Origin of the sequence: Rheinheimera soli (genome assembly GCF_031457405.1) — a bacterium.
Classification (GTDB): Bacteria; Pseudomonadota; Gammaproteobacteria; order Enterobacterales; family Alteromonadaceae; genus Pararheinheimera; species Pararheinheimera soli_A.
On sequence record NZ_JAVDWR010000001.1, the window covers coordinates 763,389 to 781,222 of the forward strand.

The 17,834-nt window shown below is 46.2% G+C and carries 19 protein-coding genes; 9 read left to right on the top strand and 10 right to left on the bottom strand.

Translation table 11 applies throughout. The features are described 5' to 3' along the window. The first annotated feature begins 775 nt into the window (after nucleotides 1-775). The 4 genes from thrS (at nucleotide 776) to rplT (ending at nucleotide 3,927) form a co-directional block, all read left to right on the top strand. Nucleotides 776-2,686, top strand: a complete 1,911-nt coding sequence (gene thrS / locus J2W69_RS03435) for a threonine--tRNA ligase (protein WP_310274590.1) — start codon at nucleotides 776-778, stop codon at nucleotides 2,684-2,686. Nucleotides 2,687-2,698: 12 nt separating this feature from the next. Beyond that, on the top strand, nucleotides 2,699-3,256 hold the full coding sequence (infC, locus tag J2W69_RS03440; RefSeq protein ID WP_086003567.1) for a translation initiation factor IF-3: 558 nt from the start codon (nucleotides 2,699-2,701) through the stop codon (nucleotides 3,254-3,256). 97 nt (nucleotides 3,257-3,353) lie between these two features. Then, nucleotides 3,354-3,551 carry a 50S ribosomal protein L35 gene (rpmI, locus tag J2W69_RS03445; protein ID WP_040554869.1) on the top strand — a complete coding sequence of 66 codons (198 nt, stop codon included), beginning with the start codon at nucleotides 3,354-3,356 and terminating at the stop codon, nucleotides 3,549-3,551. A gap of 16 nt (nucleotides 3,552-3,567) precedes the next feature. Then, the gene (gene rplT / locus J2W69_RS03450) at nucleotides 3,568-3,927 is read left to right on the top strand and encodes a 50S ribosomal protein L20 (RefSeq protein WP_008898705.1); all 360 of its coding nucleotides are present in this window, start codon (nucleotides 3,568-3,570) and stop codon (nucleotides 3,925-3,927) included. Nucleotides 3,928-4,244: 317 nt separating this feature from the next. On the opposite strand, the gene J2W69_RS03455 is transcribed toward rplT, so the two are convergent. Then, a complete protein-coding gene (locus tag J2W69_RS03455) occupies nucleotides 4,245-4,922 on the bottom strand; it encodes a transglycosylase SLT domain-containing protein (RefSeq protein WP_310274596.1) in 678 nt (225 codons plus the stop codon). Nucleotides 4,923-5,137: 215 nt separating this feature from the next. Here J2W69_RS03455 and J2W69_RS03460 point away from each other — a divergent pair, with 215 nt between their 5' ends. After that, on the top strand, nucleotides 5,138-6,124 hold the full coding sequence (locus J2W69_RS03460) for a cation diffusion facilitator family transporter (protein WP_310274598.1): 987 nt from the start codon (nucleotides 5,138-5,140) through the stop codon (nucleotides 6,122-6,124). Between the two features lie 88 nt (nucleotides 6,125-6,212). Here J2W69_RS03460 and yfbR read toward each other — a convergent pair whose 3' ends face one another. Next, nucleotides 6,213-6,827, bottom strand: coding sequence for a 5'-deoxynucleotidase (gene yfbR / locus J2W69_RS03465; RefSeq protein ID WP_310274600.1), 615 nt, complete (start codon nucleotides 6,825-6,827; stop codon nucleotides 6,213-6,215). Nucleotides 6,828-6,839: 12 nt separating this feature from the next. Next, nucleotides 6,840-8,054, bottom strand: a complete 1,215-nt coding sequence (locus J2W69_RS03470; protein ID WP_310274602.1) for a pyridoxal phosphate-dependent aminotransferase — start codon at nucleotides 8,052-8,054, stop codon at nucleotides 6,840-6,842. Between the two features lie 121 nt (nucleotides 8,055-8,175). Between J2W69_RS03470 and J2W69_RS03475 the strand changes: the two genes are divergently transcribed. Then, nucleotides 8,176-8,589, top strand: coding sequence for a C40 family peptidase (locus tag J2W69_RS03475; RefSeq protein ID WP_310274604.1), 414 nt, complete (start codon nucleotides 8,176-8,178; stop codon nucleotides 8,587-8,589). 188 nt (nucleotides 8,590-8,777) lie between these two features. Here the strand turns inward: J2W69_RS03475 and J2W69_RS03480 are convergent, their stop codons facing one another. After that, a complete protein-coding gene (locus J2W69_RS03480) occupies nucleotides 8,778-9,410 on the bottom strand; it encodes a hypothetical protein (RefSeq protein WP_310274606.1) in 633 nt (210 codons plus the stop codon). A 218-nt stretch (nucleotides 9,411-9,628) separates the two neighbouring features. Between J2W69_RS03480 and J2W69_RS03485 the strand changes: the two genes are divergently transcribed. From J2W69_RS03485 to J2W69_RS03495, 3 genes are read left to right on the top strand one after another with little or no spacing between them, the layout of a single operon-like run. Then, nucleotides 9,629-10,489 carry a glucosaminidase domain-containing protein gene (locus J2W69_RS03485; RefSeq protein ID WP_310274607.1) on the top strand — a complete coding sequence of 287 codons (861 nt, stop codon included), beginning with the start codon at nucleotides 9,629-9,631 and terminating at the stop codon, nucleotides 10,487-10,489. A 2-nt stretch (nucleotides 10,490-10,491) separates the two neighbouring features. Beyond that, entirely contained in the window at nucleotides 10,492-11,139 is a 648-nt protein-coding gene (locus J2W69_RS03490; RefSeq protein ID WP_310274609.1) for a DUF2987 domain-containing protein, read from the top strand. A gap of 5 nt (nucleotides 11,140-11,144) precedes the next feature. Next, nucleotides 11,145-11,711, top strand: coding sequence for a DTW domain-containing protein (locus tag J2W69_RS03495; protein WP_310274612.1), 567 nt, complete (start codon nucleotides 11,145-11,147; stop codon nucleotides 11,709-11,711). 75 nt (nucleotides 11,712-11,786) lie between these two features. Here J2W69_RS03495 and ttcA read toward each other — a convergent pair whose 3' ends face one another. The 6 genes from ttcA to J2W69_RS03525 all read right to left on the bottom strand — a co-directional run bounded on the left by ttcA (nucleotide 11,787) and on the right by J2W69_RS03525 (nucleotide 17,833). After that, nucleotides 11,787-12,710 carry a tRNA 2-thiocytidine(32) synthetase TtcA gene (gene ttcA / locus J2W69_RS03500; protein ID WP_310274614.1) on the bottom strand — a complete coding sequence of 308 codons (924 nt, stop codon included), beginning with the start codon at nucleotides 12,708-12,710 and terminating at the stop codon, nucleotides 11,787-11,789. Nucleotides 12,711-12,801: 91 nt separating this feature from the next. Beyond that, nucleotides 12,802-13,734 (bottom strand): universal stress protein UspE, encoded by a 933-nt coding sequence (gene uspE, locus J2W69_RS03505; protein ID WP_310274615.1) that lies wholly within the window; start codon nucleotides 13,732-13,734, stop codon nucleotides 12,802-12,804. Nucleotides 13,735-13,831: 97 nt separating this feature from the next. Continuing rightward, the gene (gene fnr / locus J2W69_RS03510; protein ID WP_310274617.1) at nucleotides 13,832-14,548 is read right to left on the bottom strand and encodes a fumarate/nitrate reduction transcriptional regulator Fnr; all 717 of its coding nucleotides are present in this window, start codon (nucleotides 14,546-14,548) and stop codon (nucleotides 13,832-13,834) included. Between the two features lie 29 nt (nucleotides 14,549-14,577). Beyond that, complete coding sequence (locus tag J2W69_RS03515) at nucleotides 14,578-15,264, bottom strand: sulfite exporter TauE/SafE family protein (RefSeq protein ID WP_310274619.1); 687 nt, start codon at nucleotides 15,262-15,264, stop codon at nucleotides 14,578-14,580. Next, nucleotides 15,261-15,446, bottom strand: coding sequence for a cbb3-type cytochrome oxidase assembly protein CcoS (ccoS, locus tag J2W69_RS03520; RefSeq protein ID WP_310274621.1), 186 nt, complete (start codon nucleotides 15,444-15,446; stop codon nucleotides 15,261-15,263). Before ccoS ends, J2W69_RS03515 begins: the two co-directional genes overlap by 4 nt. Continuing rightward, nucleotides 15,443-17,833 (bottom strand): heavy metal translocating P-type ATPase, encoded by a 2,391-nt coding sequence (locus J2W69_RS03525; protein ID WP_310274623.1) that lies wholly within the window; start codon nucleotides 17,831-17,833, stop codon nucleotides 15,443-15,445. The genes ccoS and J2W69_RS03525 overlap by 4 nt, the downstream gene beginning before the upstream one ends. Nucleotide 17,834: the final 1 nt, after the last annotated feature.

The window sequence follows — 17,834 nt, forward strand, 5'->3', positions numbered from 1 at the left end:
CTCAAGGGTTCTTTCATAGCTGCAAAGGAGTTGTGCATGCCTTCTAACTGCCATAAGACATAAGTGAAGCAAAATGTTAACGATAAAAGTTAAGGCGCCTACTATATAAAACTGATAATCTTTTTCGTGAGAGAAAAGTAAAAAATAGAAGGCTGACAATGTTGCAATCTCAATCACAACAACATGTTGATGTATTGACCAAATTGCATTCATCTGATTGATCCACGCAGGCATTAGAAGCTGTTCGATGTGTTGTTTTCTTTGAGAATCAGCTACGTCTTTATTAGTCATTTTTTTCTCTGAATTTAACATCTAATGGATCATTAGATTTTGCCAGCACTTTAGAGTTTATAACACGTGATAATTGATCGCACCAAGCTTCTACCTTTTACCTGCTACGATCCAGAAAAACAATATCACGAAAGCGATGAGTATCGCTGTGATGGGACAAAATTGGGGCGGAACTGAGTCCGCTTTAGTCCTTTTCTGTCCAAACGCTAAGCTGCAGAACCCAGTCAGCAAAGGACTGTGGCGGACACAGCAATACATAAGAGAGGGTTCGAATCCCTCTCCGATCCAAAAATTAAGCGTCTCTGCTTTATGCAAATAGCCATGAATGGTACTATCCCCACGCGGGATTAATTTTTGTGTACCAAGCTGTGTACCAAATGGCTCTTAGTGGGGGTCATCTACTGGCACGCAAGGCGCGCAAAACCTGCAAAATACCATCCATCAACGTGACCCTTGGTATGGGCCACCACTGTGAGGACTTATCATGCCAGTTATTACTTTACCTGACGGTAGTCAGCGTTCATTTGACGCCCCTTTATCTGTATTAGACGTAGCCAAAGACATAGGCCCAGGTCTGGCGAAAGCCACCATAGCCGGCAAAATTAATGGTCAATTGGTTGATGCTTGCGAGCTGATCACTGAAGACGCTTCATTAAGCATAGTCACCGCCAAAGATCAGGAAGGCCTGGAAATTATCCGCCACTCCTGCGCTCACTTATTAGGTCATGCGATTAAGCAGTTATGGCCTAATACCAAAATGGCAATTGGCCCTGTCATCGACAACGGCTTTTATTATGACGTTGATTTAGACCGTCCAATCAGCACTGAAGATTTAGCGCAACTTGAAGAGCGCATGCTGCAACTGGCCAAAACCGAATATGACGTAGTGAAGAAAAAAGTAAGCTGGCAACAGGCTTATGACACCTTCGCTGCGCGTGGCGAAAGCTACAAGATGGAAATCCTCGATCAGAACGTCGCCAAAGACGACCAGCCGGGTTTATACCATCACGAAGAATACATCGACATGTGCCGTGGCCCACACGTGCCCAATATGCGTTTCTGCCAACACTTTAAAGTGATGAAAGTAGCGGGCGCGTACTGGCGCGGTGATGCGAAAAACAAAATGCTGCAACGTGTATACGGCACAGCCTGGGCAGATAAAAAGCAATTAGCGGCTTATTTACTGCAACTGGAAGAAGCGGAAAAGCGTGACCACCGTAAAATTGGTAAAGCTTTAGGTTTATTCCACTGGCAGGAAGAAGCACCAGGCATGGTGTTCTGGCACAACGACGGCTGGACTATTTTCCGCGAGCTGGAAACTTTTGTCCGTGAAAAGCTGGGCGAATACGATTATCAGGAAGTCAAAGGTCCATTTATGATGGACAAAGTGCTGTGGGAAAAATCCGGTCACTGGGAAAAGTACTCAGACAATATGTTTGTCACCAGTTCTGAAAACCGTGATTACGCCATCAAGCCAATGAACTGTCCTGGCCATGTGCAGATTTTTAACCAGGGCTTAAAGTCGTACCGCGATTTACCATTGCGTATGGCTGAGTTTGGTTGTTGTCACCGTAATGAGCCATCAGGTGGTTTACATGGCCTGATGCGGGTGCGTGGTTTTACTCAGGATGACGCCCATATCTTCTGTACTGAAGATCAGGTGCAGGCTGAAGTATCTGCCTGTATCAAAATGGTATTTGACGTGTACAGCACTTTTGGTTTTAAAGACGTGCAAGTGAAATTATCCACTCGTCCGGAAAAACGCATTGGTACTGACGAAATGTGGCACCGTGCTGAGCAGGGGTTAGCAGAAGCTTTAGAAGCCAATGGCATAGCTTTTGACCTGCAACCTGGTGAAGGCGCCTTTTATGGCCCTAAAATTGAATTTACTTTACACGATTGCTTAGGCCGCGCCTGGCAATGTGGTACAGTGCAGCTCGATTTCGCTTTACCGGGTCGTTTAGGTGCAAGTTTTGTTGCTGAAGGCAACGACAGACAAGTACCAGTGATGATCCACCGTGCGATTTTGGGCTCGCTGGAGCGTTTTATCGGAATTCTGATTGAAGAATATGCAGGCTTTTTTCCAGCCTGGTTGGCCCCAACTCAGGTTGTGGTGATGAATATTACCGATAATCAGGCCGAATATGTGCAGGATTTAGTAAAAACTTTCAAATCTCATGGTATTAGAGCAATTTCTGACTTGAGAAATGAGAAGATAGGCTTTAAAATCCGCGAGCACACGCTACAGCGTGTTCCTTATTTAGTGGTAGTCGGTGACAAAGAAGTTGAAGCCGGTGATATCGCGTTAAGAACACGGAAGGGCGAAGACCTCGGAAAAATGAGTGTAAGCGACTTTGTAACTAAGTTGACCACTGAAATTAAAAACCGGGTCTAATTATTTTCACTCTTGGAGGAACATACTATTAAAGTAGGAAAGAAAACTTTACCAGCGAACAGACCAAACCGTATTAACGAAGAAATCAACGTTAAAGAAGTACGCTTGTTAGGTCTGGAAGGTGAGCAATTAGGTGTAGTAATCACTTCAGAAGCTATTCGTTTAGCAGAAGAAGCAGGCGCTGACTTGGTAGAGATCAGCCCAACCGCTGAACCACCTGTTTGTAAGTTGATGGACTATGGTAAGTTCCTGTTTGAGAAAGGCAAAGCTGCTAAAGAGCAGAAGAAAAAGCAAAAACAGATCCAGATTAAGGAAATAAAATTCCGGCCTGGAACTGATGAAGGCGATTACCAGGTAAAACTACGCAACCTGCGTCGCTTCATTGAAGAGGGTGACAAAGCTAAAGTAACGCTCCGCTACCGTGGTCGTGAAATGGCGCACTTGGACATCGGCATTGAGATGCTTAACCGGATTAAAGAAGATATGACAGATATCGCTATCTGTGAATCTTTCCCAAGCCGCGTTGAGGGTCGCCAGATGGTCATGATGCTGGCCCCAAATAAGAAGTAATAAGAGCTTTCAAGCATAAGATACGCCGCTTGAATAAAGCGGCGTTTTTTATCGCCTTATTATTCGTTGTAATTTAAACAATGCGAGTTATTTAACTATGCCAAAGATGAAAACCAACAAAGGTGCTGCAAAGCGCTTTAAAAAAACCGGCTCAGGCGGTTTTAAACGTAAGCAATCACATCTTCGCCACATTTTGACGAAGAAGTCTTCTAAGCGTAAGCGTCAGTTAGGTCCAAAAACGTTAGTTGCAAAAGTTGACGTGGCTGGTATCGCTCGTTGTCTGCCATACGCATAATATTAGGAGATTTTAAATGCCAAGAGTAAAACGTGGTGTGACAGCTCGCGCTCGTCACAAGAAGGTCTTAAACCAGGCTAAAGGTTACTACGGTGCCCGCAGTCGTGTTTATCGTGTCGCTTTCCAGGCAGTTATTAAAGCTGGCCAATACGCTTACCGCGACCGTCGTCAACGTAAACGTCAATTCCGTCAACTGTGGATCGCGCGTATCAACGCTGCATCTCGTCAGAACGGTTTATCTTACAGCCGCTTCATCGATGGTCTGAAAAGAGCATCTGTTGAAATCGACCGTAAGATCCTGGCTGATATCGCTGTATACGACAAAGGCGCATTTGCTGCTTTAGTCGCTAAGGCAAAAGAAGCTTTAACTGCTTAATTCTTTGAGCAGAGTAAAAGGCCACCTCCGGGTGGCTTTTTTATTTGCGCCCCCCTGGCGCAACCCCTACCGGGCCAACGCTGACGCGTTGTACAAAAAGGTTCCAGACCTTTTTGTACATTTTTCTATCCTGTAAAATGCCCTCCGGGCCAACGCTGACGCGTTGTTCAAAAAGGTTCCAGACCTTTTTGTGTTTCCTATCTTTAGAGCAACTTCTAAAGGCCGGGCTTTCGAGCCGTTTTTTGAGTGTGGATGATGTGAGTAGAAACACTTTCTATAGACTCGTGAAACAAGCCTTTAAAGTAAATCGTTAAGCATTAAATTGCAGTCCGTACTTTCTGTTTATCCCGTTGATTGGCATAAGGATCACAAAAGGGTAGTTGGCGGGTGAAGTTAGCGATTTGTTGTACTTTGCCGCGTTGTGGCCGCAAGGTGGACCAGTAACGGGCGCCACCTTTAGGATCTTTGCTCCAGTGTGATTGGCTAATCACGCCATCGGTTTGAACCCATTTGCTCATTATTTTTACGCCACAGCTTAAATTCACTTTGGGGTCGTGCAGTTGGTGGGGCTGTTTTATATCACAGGCATAACGGGGCTGATTAGCGCTTTCGTGGGAGATTTGCAATAACCCCCGGCTGATCACAGGACGGCCTTTGCCATCTTTAAACTTTTCCTGATAAAAAGACTGGGGTTTAAAGTTACTTTCAGGTTTAGCCATAGCGGAAAACAAAGCGACCCAGAATTTGCTGCGCTGTTGTTGCGCTAAACTGGCATAAAGAGGGCAGAAGTTTTGCACATCGGCTGGCACCAGCTTCACTAATGGTGATTGTGCCACAGCTTGCTCTGTGATCCGGGTCCAACTGCCATCGCGGTTTTTTTCTGACCAGGCGGCGTAATCTGAGCTTTTTTGATGGCTGATACTGCCCGCCATGGCAGATGTTGCCAATAAAGCACAAATAGCTGTGAGCATAAGCAGGGGGAGATTTAATGGCATCTGTTGTTTTTGTTCTTCCTGGTGAATGCTTTTGTATCGGCAGCGTTCAGCCAAACTTCAGTTTCAGACTAGTGTTTTGTTGGCTTAGGCTCAAGCTTTTTTTGCCTGAAGCAGTGAATAGTTTAAATTCTCTCTGCCAAGGCACTTTGCGCTCTGGCAGCGCAGGGTAAAACCAGATATGGTACTCATATTACGGCATTTTTTTCAGGTGTAGCATGCCACACGACCATTCAAAGCCAGATCATAAAACTCATCAGCATAGTGTAGCTTGTGATCATGACCATGATCATAAAGATGACAACGAGCATTCCCATGGCCTTTTTGGTCATCATCACCATCATCATGGTTCTGAGTCAGGCAATATAGCCACCGCTTTTTGGCTGAACTTCAGTTTTACCATTATTGAATTTATCGGCGGCTGGTTGACCAACAGCGTTGCTATTATGGCCGATGCGATGCACGATTTAGGCGATACACTGGCGATCGCTTTTGCCTGGTTTGCTGCTAAAATCGCGGGCAAAGAAGCTAATCCTCGTTACAGTTATGGCTACAGACGCTGGTCCTTGTTGAGTGCTTTGGTCAACAGTGTGATTTTAGTGTTGGGCTCCTGCTGGATTTTATATGAAGCTATACCTCGTTTATGGGAGCCGCAGTTACCCCATGCCTTAGGCATGATGGGGCTGGCGGTGTTAGGTGTACTGGTAAACGGTGCAGCTGTACTTAAGTTAAGAGGTGGTAAAACCCAAAACGAAAAAATTCTCACCTGGCATTTGCTGGAAGATGTTTTAGGTTGGGTTGCTGTGCTGGTCGGCTCTATTCTGATTTATTTTACCGACTGGGCCTGGGTTGACCCGGTATTAAGTATAGGTTTTACCTGTTTTATTCTGATCAATGTCTGGCGTAATTTGCGCCGCACTCTGGCACTTTTTTTACAGGTCAGTCCGGATCCAAAACTGGCGGCCAAAATAGAGCACCAGTTGCAGCACCTTGAGTTTGTGCAGGATGTGCATCATCTGCATTTATGGTCGCTCGATGGTGAAAAACACGTATTAACAGCCCATCTGGTGTTAAAGGCCGAGACAGCTACAGAGCAGTTAAAAGCGCATAAAGAACAAATACGGCAGTTGCTCCAGCCTTATCAGCTGGAACATACCACCATAGAGTTTGAGTTTAATCAGGAAGTGTGTCGGGACCAGCATTAAAGTCGGGGTGGTCGTAGGGGCCGTGGCTTGTCCCGGCCCGTCCATCTGCACCGCGTATCGTTACGACGGGTGGGGATAAACTCCACCCCTACAGATTGCCATCCTGCAGGCTGATTTCATCCAGCGACAGCGAAAAGCTTGGAATAAACACCTCAAGGAAGTAGTTAACCTCTGGTAAAGCGTAGCCTTCAAGTACGCTCTCAAGTCGCTTTTTCGCCAGCACAAACTCATGATTACCTGCGGACAGTTCTTCCAGAGTTTTGACATAAGCGCAAAGCGTATCAGCCGCTTTGACCAGCAGCTTTTCATCCGCCGAATACTGCTCTGACAGCAGCAAAGACTGATAAAAAGGCTGTAATTTCTCCGGCAACATCGACAGCAGCTTCTGCTCGGCAATACGTTCTATCTTTTTGTATTCCTGTGCAATTTGGGCGTTAAAGTACTTCACAGGTGTAGGTAAATCACCGGTCAGCACTTCACTGGCATCGTGAAACAACGCCAGTGTCGCCACGCGTTCGGGTTGCACTTCACCTGCAAATACTTCACGGCGGATCAGCGCCAGCATATGAGCCACCACAGCCACCTGATGGCTGTGTTCTGCTACATTTTCGGTGTTGACGTTACGCATCAGCGGCCATCTGTTAATCAGCTTCATCCGGAACAGATGAGCGAAAAAGTGGCTGGTATTTTTATCGGTAATCATTATTGCCTTTTACTACTGTTGATAGCCCGGTAAAAACTGTGCTAAGCGGCCAATCGCCATTTCCAGCTGTTCTTTATGGGGTAAAAACACAATGCGGAAATGATCCGGTTCTGGCCAGTTAAAAGCGCGGCCATGCACCAGCAATACTTTATGCTGACGTAAAAAATCCAGCACCAGTAACTCATCGTCTTTAATTTTAAACTTTTTACGATCCAGTTTAGGAAACAAGTACATAGCGCCTTTAGGTCGTACACAGCTAATGCCATCAATACTGGTCACCAGTTTGTGGGCTAAATCCATCTGGTCGTACAAGCGACCGCCCGGTATGATCAGCTCGTTGATGCTCTGATAGCCACCTAAGGCCGTTTGTACTGCATGCTGGCAAGGCACGTTGGCACAGAGGCGCATAGACGCCAGAATATTTAAGCCTTCCACATAGTGTTTGGCTAAATGTTTAGCACCGGATAATAAAATCCAGCCGACTCTAAAACCAGCAATACGGTAGTTTTTCGATAAGCCACCAAAAGTCAGCATAAATAAGTCGTCTGCTAACGAAGCTGTAGTGACATGCTCTGCACCGTCGTACAAAATCTTGTCGTAAATTTCATCACTCAATACCACCAGCTTATGCTCACGGGCAATAGCCAGCAGATCCAACAAAAAGGCTTTGGAATACACAGCACCTGTCGGGTTATTTGGGTTAATCAACACCAGAGCTTTGGTTTTTTTACTGATTTTGGCGCGAATGTCGGCTAAATCAGGAAACCAGTCTGATTGTTCATCACAGCGGTAATGCACAGCGTTGCCGCCGGCCAGATTCACAGCGGCAGTCCAGAGCGGGTAATCAGGGGAGGGGATCAACACCTCATCGCCATTGTTTAAAAGTGCCTGTAACGACATCAGAATAAGCTCTGACACGCCATTGCCTATATACACGTCATCCGCATCTGCACCTAAAATGCCACGCTGCTGATAATACTGCGCCACTGCAACACGGGCAGGATAAATACCCTGTGAGTCGCTATAGCCCTGAGCTGTGGGCAGGTTGTGGATCACGTGTTTTAAAATTTCATCCGGCGCTTCAAAACCAAAAGGCGCGGGATTACCAATATTGAGCTTTAAAATACGCTGACCTTCTTCTTCCATCCGTTTGGCTTCACGAGCCACCGGACCCCGAATGTCATAACAAACCCCATCTAATTTTGTCGAGCGCTCTATTGGTTTCATACCGCTATCCTTGTGTCTCCGTCTATTGTTTTCATTGAATATCTTTGCTTACACCTTTTTACACGCCCAGACGTCTTTTGCAAGTATGATTGCAAAAAAAAGCGGCAAAATCAGGAGCTTTATGACAAGTCTTCGAACTATCCCCGTTGGTGCTGTGGTTGGCTGCGAAATTTTTCAGTTTTTTGAGCACACAGGTATTTATATAGGGGAAGGGCAGATTGTTGAACTGGCAGGCTCTGGTTTAGTGCGTTCTTTATCTTTTCAGCGATTTTTAGCTGACCGCTCTGGCGCCGAACTGATTTTCGCCACCACAACTTCAGGTGAGATCATAGGCTCAGAAATAGCGGCCAACAGGGCTATTGAACAGATTTACAGTTATCAGCAGTACGACTTATTGAAGAACAACTGTCACCGCTTTACTTACGCTTGTATCAGCGGTGACTCTTTGCCTTTAACCAGTTTTTTTGATTTCAAGCAGGCTCTTGCAACATATTGGCACTTTACACCCAATTGGATCCATACCCGTTGTACTTGAAGCCGCAGCTGTGTTGGCTGCGCTCCTCGCCCCAGTCACATGTTTTAGCGGATGAACTTTGCCTTCTGGCGAGCATCCGCCTCAATCCATAGACACATAGGAACAACTATGCTCCTGGGGTCTCTGTCACTTGCTGCCTTGCTGCAACTCCAATTACTTAGGGTAGATAAAGCGCCTTAGCGGAGCAATTATTGGTTGTCGCGCACGTCAATATCACCCACACCTACATTAGCTTCGAGTTTAGCTTTGCCTGAACCATCCAGCTTGCTTGAACTGGTGATCAATACGCGTTCCTGCTGATAGCGGCCTTTACCACCTTTGATCGAGGTGTCACCTACACCGGCATCCAGTTTGATGGACGCGTATAAGCTGGTGTCAACTTTGATGTCTATATCACCTACACCGACATCCACTTTGATATCCGAAGTCAGATCCTTCAGGTCCACTGAACCTACACCTAAATTGAATGCTGCCGCCATTTCAGCCGGCATTTTTACTGTCCAGCTTTGTTTTACATTGTCGTCATCTTCCAGATCGACCTTCAGTTGCAGCGTTGAACCTTTTTCACGCAGGTTGATGCTGGCGTCTGATATATCGCTGCTGCGGCCTAACCAGTTTTTGTCAGCTTCTACCTCTACCACTAAGCTGATTTCAGTTCCTTCCGCTACTTTGACATTAATTTCGCCGACAGGAACGTCCAGTACCAGCCTGGTCAAGTGTTTTGCATCTATAGTTTTTTCCAGCACTTTGACATCATCAGCCATTGCTGTTGTTGCAGATAAAGCCATAACCAGAGCAGAAATTAAAGTAAGTTGACGCATGTTATTCTCCTTTTTTCATAGTTGTAGCGGATTATGCAGTTTTCTTGCCAACTAAATTTTCCTATAAAAACAATGAATTATGTTTTATCTCTGTGGGTTGTCTAATTATGCAGGCCATTTTGTGGTCGAAACTACCAACGGATCTGGTTAGAATACGCACCATTATGGTTTTGCTCACTCAGTGACAGGATCGGATAAAGGCGAAATCAGGGTATCGCATGAAAAAAACAGAATTGAGTTTTTGGTTAGTGTTATGGGCTGTCGTGCTGTATGCCGCCGCTTACCCATGGCTAAAACCAGCTCCTGTTGAAGATATAGCTGCTTTAGCCGACTGGCAAATGCCGTCAAAGTTAGAGGCTCTGGATGCAGCTGATCAACGCAAGCTGTTAAAACGACTGGCTTATCCTGTGGCTATGCCTGAATTGTTGCCGGTGCCAGACTTTGAACAGTACAAAGATGTGGTCAAAAAGAAAAAAGCTTTTTTTGACTATTTAATGCCTTTTATTGAGCGAGAAAACGCCCGTTTGCTGCATATTCGCCAGCATATTCAGGATGTGCAACAAAAACATCAGCAGCAAGAACTTACAGTTGAAGAATATGCTTTTATTTACAGCCTGTACGACGAATTTAAGCTGGATTACCCCGAGGTTGATGCCGAAGGCTTTCGTTTGTTGTTAAGCCGGGTGGATGCCATACCGGCAGATTTAGTGCTTATTCAGGCGGCCAAAGAATCAGGTTGGGGCACAAGCCGCTTTGCTCTGGAAGCCTATAATTTTTTTGGTCAGTGGTGTTTCAGAGCGGGCTGTGGTGTGGTGCCGCAAAAGCGCAGTGCAGGTAAATACCATGAGGTAGCGGTATTTCCTGATGTCGCTGCAGCTATTAACAGTTACTTTTACAACCTCAACACCTTTTATGTGTATGAAGATTTACGTCAAATCAGGGCAAAACGCCGCGCTGAAGGCGAAGTAGCCGGACACCATCTGGTGACAGGGTTGATCCGGTATTCAGAGCGTGGTCAGGATTATGTCAACGAAATCCATACCATGCTCAAAGCCAATACTAAACATATCGACAGCTAATAATGAAATTTTATGTTCTGGCCAGCGCGCTGGTTATTTTTAGTGGTTCAGCTTTAGCTGATACCGTATTTAATTACGATGGCTTTTATGCCCGGATGAAAAAAAGCGAAAAGGTGGAGTTCAGTGATATTACACTGGCCTTTATGCTGCAAAAAGCAGGAACCAATGAAACTTGTGTGGTAGATAAAGCGATGATTACTACAGACATTTCAGAGGCACCTTTAACTATCGCCAACAATGGCGAGCTGATTTTACCTTATGATGATCTGCTCAATCGCCGTAAAGCTTTAATTATATTGAAGCAACCAGAAGGCGCCGAGTCCTGCGATTTAAACTTTAAGCTGCGCAGCAAAATACCGGTGCCACAACAGGCGACTGTTGCGCAACTGCGTAAGTTACAAAGTCAGTTTGACGAGCTTCTGGATTCATTGGCCGGACTGGGTAAATACTGGTTACCTGATGTTCGTGGTTTAACCCTGCATTTTACCACCGAAGTGATGGCGCAAAGTGCAGATGCAACTGTTCAGCAGCAACTGCTGTGTGAACAACATCGTTGTCGTATTCAATTAGCAGCCAGTTTGGCTGACAATGCAACAGTAGAGTTTTCTAAAGTGCCGGATCACGCCACGCCTTTATTACAGCAACCTTAAATCAGATGCCGGAGCTGGTACTTTATCTGCTGACCCACAGCAGGGAGATGCATAAAACGACCAATACCGGTGCTTTAGTGATCCAGGCTTTAGCCGCATCTGTGAAGATCAGGGTTGAATTGATTGAGTGGCAGCGTAAAGAGCCCAATGCACTGCTGTTGGATTTATCAGCTCAGCAAGAACTTGGCTTAGTTTATCCATTATCACCGGACCTCATGAAGCCTGAAGCGCCAGTGGCCTGTTATTTGCTGCAACAAGGTCAGTATCATGCTGTGAATACAGCTGGGCTTGAACGTCTTGCCTTGCGTCGCTCTGAAGCTGTCAAACATTGGCTGTTGCTGGACGCAACCTGGCAGGAAGCCGCCAAAATGCTCAGGCAAAGCCCTTATCTGCGCTCTTGTTATCGGCTTGGCATCAAACCGGATACGCCTTCCGCCTACAGACTCAGACGCAATCAAAAAGAAGGGGCTTTATGCACAGCTGAAGTGGTGATGGAGCTGTTACTACAAAGTGGTTACCCGAATGAAAAAGAGCAACTGATGCTGCTCTTTGATGAATTTAATAAGCGCTAAATGTTTTAGACGGGCGGGGCAAGCTCCGTTTGGTATTGGTTTGGAATTTGAGACGGGATGGGACAAGCCCATCCCCTACAGTAGTTCGACAAATTGCACCGTAGCAGTTGCTGTTTCGTCTTCATCCTGGATTAAACCTACTGGTACTTTAGGTACTTCAGGTTTATCAAACGCCATATCACCTTCTGCAGGCAAAGGGCTGTCTTTGCTGATGCCGGCAAAATCAAACAAGTTTTTGTCAATCATATGAGAAGGCACAATGTTCTGCATGGCCTGGAACATGGTTTCGATACGGCCAGGGAAACGTTTGTCCCAGTCCTGCAGCATTTCTTTGACCACCTGACGCTGTAAACCATCCTGCGAGCCACATAAGTTACAAGGAATGATGGGGAACTGACGGGCTACAGAGTATTTTTCAATGTCTTTTTCGCGGCAATAGGCCAAAGGACGAATGACGATATGCTCGCCGTTGTCACTGATAAGTTTAGCCGGCATAGACTTCATTTTTCCGCCGTAGAACATATTCAGAAACATAGTTTCAATCATGTCGTCACGGTGATGGCCTAATGCAATTTTAGTAGCGCCTAACTCTTTGGCTGTGCGGTATAAAATGCCACGACGCAGGCGGGAACATAAAGAGCAGGTGGTTTTTCCTTCCGGAATTTTGTCTTTCACTATGGAGTAGGTGTCTTCAGTCACTATCTGAAAATCAACGCCAATATGGCTTAAATAATTGGGTAATACATCAGCAGGAAAGCCAGGTTGTTTCTGATCCAGATTCACTGCCACTATAGAAAAATGGATAGGGGCGGATTGTTGCAGATTCAGCAGTATGTCCAGCAGAGTGTAGCTGTCTTTGCCACCGGACAAACACACCATCACTTTGTCGCCTTCTTCAATCATATTAAAGTCGGCAATAGCCTGACCTACGCCACGGCGCAGGCGTTTGTGTAATTTGTTCAGGTTATATTGTGCTTTGGCTTGCTCTGCATGTGACATAAAACAACGACCCTAAATAAAAATGGCGCGTAGTATAACCAACTACACGCCGCCTTTATAGCCTTAGGTATAACTTTGAAGCTGTGGGAATTTAATGTTTTGCCAGTGGGCAAACAAAACCAGCAGGTTTGACTGCCAGGACATCACAATCGAGCCTGTCTATTACGTGTTCAGCTGTATTGCCGATAATGGCTGCAGACAATCCGGTACGGCCTATAGTGCCAATCACCACCATTTCAGCATCAAGTTGCTGCGCCATTTTTGGGATCACATCTTCAGGCATACCTTCAAGCACATGAGTTTGAATTGTGGGCAGTTCAAATTCCAGCGCCAATTTTTGCACTGACTCCAGATGATGGGTTTTCATGGTCTGATTGTATTCCTGTGGATTAAATTCAGGAATTTCAATGGCGATGTTCACCGGAGTGCCAGGGAAGGCGTTCACCAACTGAACTTTGCCATTTAGCAAAGCGGCCAGTTGTTTTGATTGCTGAATAATACGTTGATTCAGTGAGCTGTGATGGCTCTGCTCACTGCCTGCATTCACTGCTGCCACTATATTGCCATGCTCTGGCCAGTCATGATCTTTCACCAGCAAGACAGGGCAAGGGCATTTACGCAAAATATGCCAGTCGGTTGGGGTAAATATCATGGATTTCAGCACATCGTGATCATGAGTGCCTTTAATCACCAGGTCGTATTCTTTTTCTAAAACAGCCTGCACTATGGCTTCGAAAGGCCTGTTGTGCCACACCACCTGAATATCAATCTTCAGGCCTTGTTCCTGATGTTCGGCTACCAGTTCACTGATCCAGAGTTCGCGGTCATTGATCACGGCCTGACGCATGGACTCGCGTTCTTCACCGGACAACATGGTGGTCATTTCGTAAGAAAAATCGTAAATGGATAAAAAGGCCGTCAGTTGGCAGTCTTGTAGTTTGGCCAGTTCAACGGCCCGGTTCAGTGCTTTTTGTTCCAGCACTGATGGGTCCAGTACTACCAATACTTTGGGATATAAGGTCATATCTTGCTCCTGCTAAGCTAAGGCTTACCCTGTAAGTGTAGCCAAGGTAGCGAAGGTAGGCTGATAATTCCTTGTGCCAGATCAATGATTTGTATGATCAGCGTGCGATAGCGGAGCCACCAGCCAGTTTGCTTAAAGCGTCCGGATCACTGATGCTAATCAGTTTTCCATCCACCTGTATTAAATCGTCCTTATGGAATCGACCTAATAAACGACTAATAGTTTCAACAGTCAGGCCTAAATAATTGCCTATTTCGCCACGGGTCATGCTTAAACGGAACTCTTTTTTCGAAAAACCTCTGTTGGCAAAACGTTGCGCCAGATTGGTTAAAAAGGCAGCCAGCTTTTCTTCGGCGTTTTTTCGGTTCAGTAATAACAACATTTGCTGATCACCGCTGATATCCTGACTCATCAGCCGCATCATTTGCTGACGCAGCTTCGGTAACTGGCCCATCAGATGGTCCATCTGACTATAAGGGATTTCACACACCATAGCGGTCTCAAGCGCCTGAGCAAAGCTGGGATGCTGCTGCTCGCCTATTGCATCAAAACCTATGACATCACCAGGCAGGTGAAAGCCGGTAATTTGTTCTTCGCCTGATTCGGTTAAAGTAAAAGTCTTAAAAGATCCGCTACGCACGGCATACAGAGAATGCAAAGCAGTGCCTGCTTCAATCAAAAAGTCGCCTTTGTGCAAAGGCTTTTTTCGTTCGATAATATCGTCCAGACTGTCCAGTTCAGCGTTATTAAGGCTGAAAGGCAGACATAACTGACTAAAACCGCAATGTTGGCAACTTAAATTTGAACCGGACATACATATTCCTTTGTAGCAACTTTCCCAGCTTAGAAAAGTCGTGGAGCTAATGCAATAGCTATAGTGTACAACGCATAAAACGCCAGTAGACAAGCGGCGCTGGCTCTGATCAGTGTATTGTTTTTAAACTGGCTTAACTGGCGGGCGAAACTGCCCACCGCCAGCATGGCGGGTAAAGTTCCCAGACCAAAAGCCAGCATCAGCAAAGCACCCTGAACGGCGCTGCCACTGGCCAGACTCCAGCCTAAACTGCTGTACACCAGACCACAAGGTAAAAATCCCCAACATAGACCATAAGCTAAGGCTTTGGCGCTGCTATCAAGAGGTAACAGGGTTTTAGCAACAGGCTGAACTTTACGCCACAAGGCCGAGCCAAACTTTTCCAGTACAGTCAAAGCAAACCACAAGCGGGCCACATAAAAAGCCATCAGCAGCAACAGTATGCCGGCAAGCAGTTTTAGCCAGAATAAACTAATACCCAGTTTGACCAACAGGGCTGCGCCAAAAGCCCCTGTCAATGCGCCCAACAGGCTATAGGTGGTTAAACGGCCGAGGCTGAGCATCAGTTGCAGTTTCAGTTGCTGCATCAGACTCAGCCCTGGCATGGACAGCTGCAATGCGCTGGCTATACCACCACACATCACCAGGCAATGACTGCTGCCTAAAAAACCTATGCTCAAAGCGGCAAAAAGGTTTACCGCAAGTTCGGCGTTCATTGTGGAGGTTGTTTGTCCTTATCGGTTTGGGTGCTGTTTTGTTTTTTTTCTTCAAACAAAATGCTCATGCCTTCTTTGTTTAAATCATCAAACTGGCGGCTACGTACAGCCCAAAAAAAGATGCCAAGGCCAATGCAGACAAAAAGTATGGCGATAGGGATCAGTACATAAATAATACTCATGGTTTGAGTAACCTCAGTGAGTTAGATACCACTAAAATAGAACTGAATGACATGCCAATCACGGCTATATAAGGTGAGACAAAACCTGCTACAGCTAAAGGAATAATCACCAGATTATAACCCACAGCCCACCACAGATTTTGCTTCACAATACGCTGCGCAAGCACAGCCCCTTCAATCAATTGCTGCACTAAATGTAAATCATTATGCAGCAAGACCACATCGGCCTGATTTTTTGATAAATCTGTGCCTGAATCTAATGCCACTGAAACATGGGCGGCATGAAAACAAGGGCTGTCGTTAATACCGTCGCCCAGCATCAGCACTTTATCACCCTGAGTGACCGCCTGCTGGATATGTTCTACTTTTTGCTCCGGGCTGCAGCCTTTAAATACCTGATCAAACTGCAGTTGGTGCTGCACTTCTTCGACCTGAGCAGAAGAGTCACCTGTCAGCATAGACAAGGTTAAACCCCGTTGTTTTAAAGCACTGATAAGGGCAGGCACTTCGGGGCGAAGCGCATCCGAAAGTTCCACCGATAACACCAACTGATTATTGATAGTGCAGCAGACGGCAGCAGCTGTCTGGTCCTGAACAGCACAAAAAGCCGTGCTGCCTACTTTCACCTCCACAGAAGATCCATCATCTTGTCGCCACAAGGCTGATAAACCAGAGCCGACATGCACCTGGACCTGCTCAACTTTGATCTCTGTGCTCAGATAAGAGCTGAAGGCGTGAGCTATAGGGTGCTCGGAGTAGGTTTCAATACGGGCAATCAGCGCTAACAAACTGGCTTCGTCATAGAAGGTGTTATGCAGTTGAGAGCGTAAAATACTAAAACGGCCCTGAGTCAGACTGCCGGTTTTATCAAGGAACACCGAAGTCAGCTGCGGCAAAATTTCCAGCACTTGCTGGTTTTTTATCAAAATGCCTTTGCGGTTTAAGCGCGCCAAAGCACAGGTAATTGCAGTAGGGGTGGCCAGGGTTAAAGCGCAAGGGCAGGTGGCCACCAGCACGGATAAGGTGACCCAAAAGGCTCTTTCCTGATCCAGCCAGAAGTACCAGACTAAAAAAGTACCAAGCGCAATCACCAATAAACGCTGAATAAAAAAGCGTGCAAGTTGAGTGGTTTTTTCAACAATTTGTGGTTTTTGGTTCAGAGTCTGTTGTTGCAGATTAATGATTTGGCCTAAACGGGACGAAGCCAGAGCCTGATGCACTGTCACTTTCAGTACGCCGTCATGATTAATGCTGCCGGCCATCACAGTGTCGCCAACAGCCTTGCTGACCGCCTTGTATTCGCCGGTGAGCATGGACTCGTCCACCGAACTTTCGCCCGACAATACAACACCGTCAGCGGCAATGGTTTCACCGGCCTGCACTAAAATAACCTGTCCTGCTTCCAAACGACGGGCCGAGGTAGGAATGAGTTCATCACCTTTCACTAGTCTGGCTGATACCGGCATGATTTTTAATAAATTTCCGGTCGCCGCACGCGCCTGCGCTCTGGCGCGGAATTCAAAAAATTTACCGAGCTGCAGCAAAAACACAAACATACAGACTGATTCAAAATAAACTTCACCTATGCCAAATAAGGTGGCGTAAGCCGACGCGATAAAGGTATAAAACACGGCCAGTGTTACTGGCACATCCATATTCAGCTCGCGCCCTTTGATTGCCCGCCAGGCACTTAAAGTAAAAGGTTTGGCGCTGTAAAACACCACAGGGGTGGTTAGCAGCAGGCTGATCCAGCGCAAATAACCTTCAAATTGGGGTTCTATGCCGGTGTATTCGCCAAAATACAGGCCAAAGGCCAGCATCATTACCTGCATACTCATAATGCCGGACACGGCCAGACGTTTTAAAAACCGGCGTAATTCGGCTTGCTGAACAGCTTCTTCCTGATCCGCCATAAAAGGTGCGGCCTGATAGCCTAACTGGTTGATGCTGTTAAGAATGTCGCTGAGTTTAAGCTGCTTCACATCCCAACTGACGGTACAGCGGGCTGTACTGGAATTGACGCTGACGGTTTTGACCGCAGGATTTTTTTTCAGTTGCTTTTCAATCAGCCAGGCACAGGCTGCACAGCTGATACCGCTGATGGATAACTCAATTTGTGTCTGCTCATCTTTGTTTTGAGTCAGATCAGCGAGCACTTCGGCACTGTCGTAACTAACGAGTTGCAGCTGATCAGGCACAAGCTGAGCTTTACTGGCAGGGGCGGTACGGAATTTATAATAATCGCTCAGCCCCTGATCGATAATAGTTTCAGCCACGGCCAGACAACCAGGGCAGCAGAACTGTCTCTGTTGTTGCTCTATCTCGAGACTAAAAGCTGAACCTTTGGGAATAACTTCATTGCAGTGAAAACAACCTGAATACGGCACT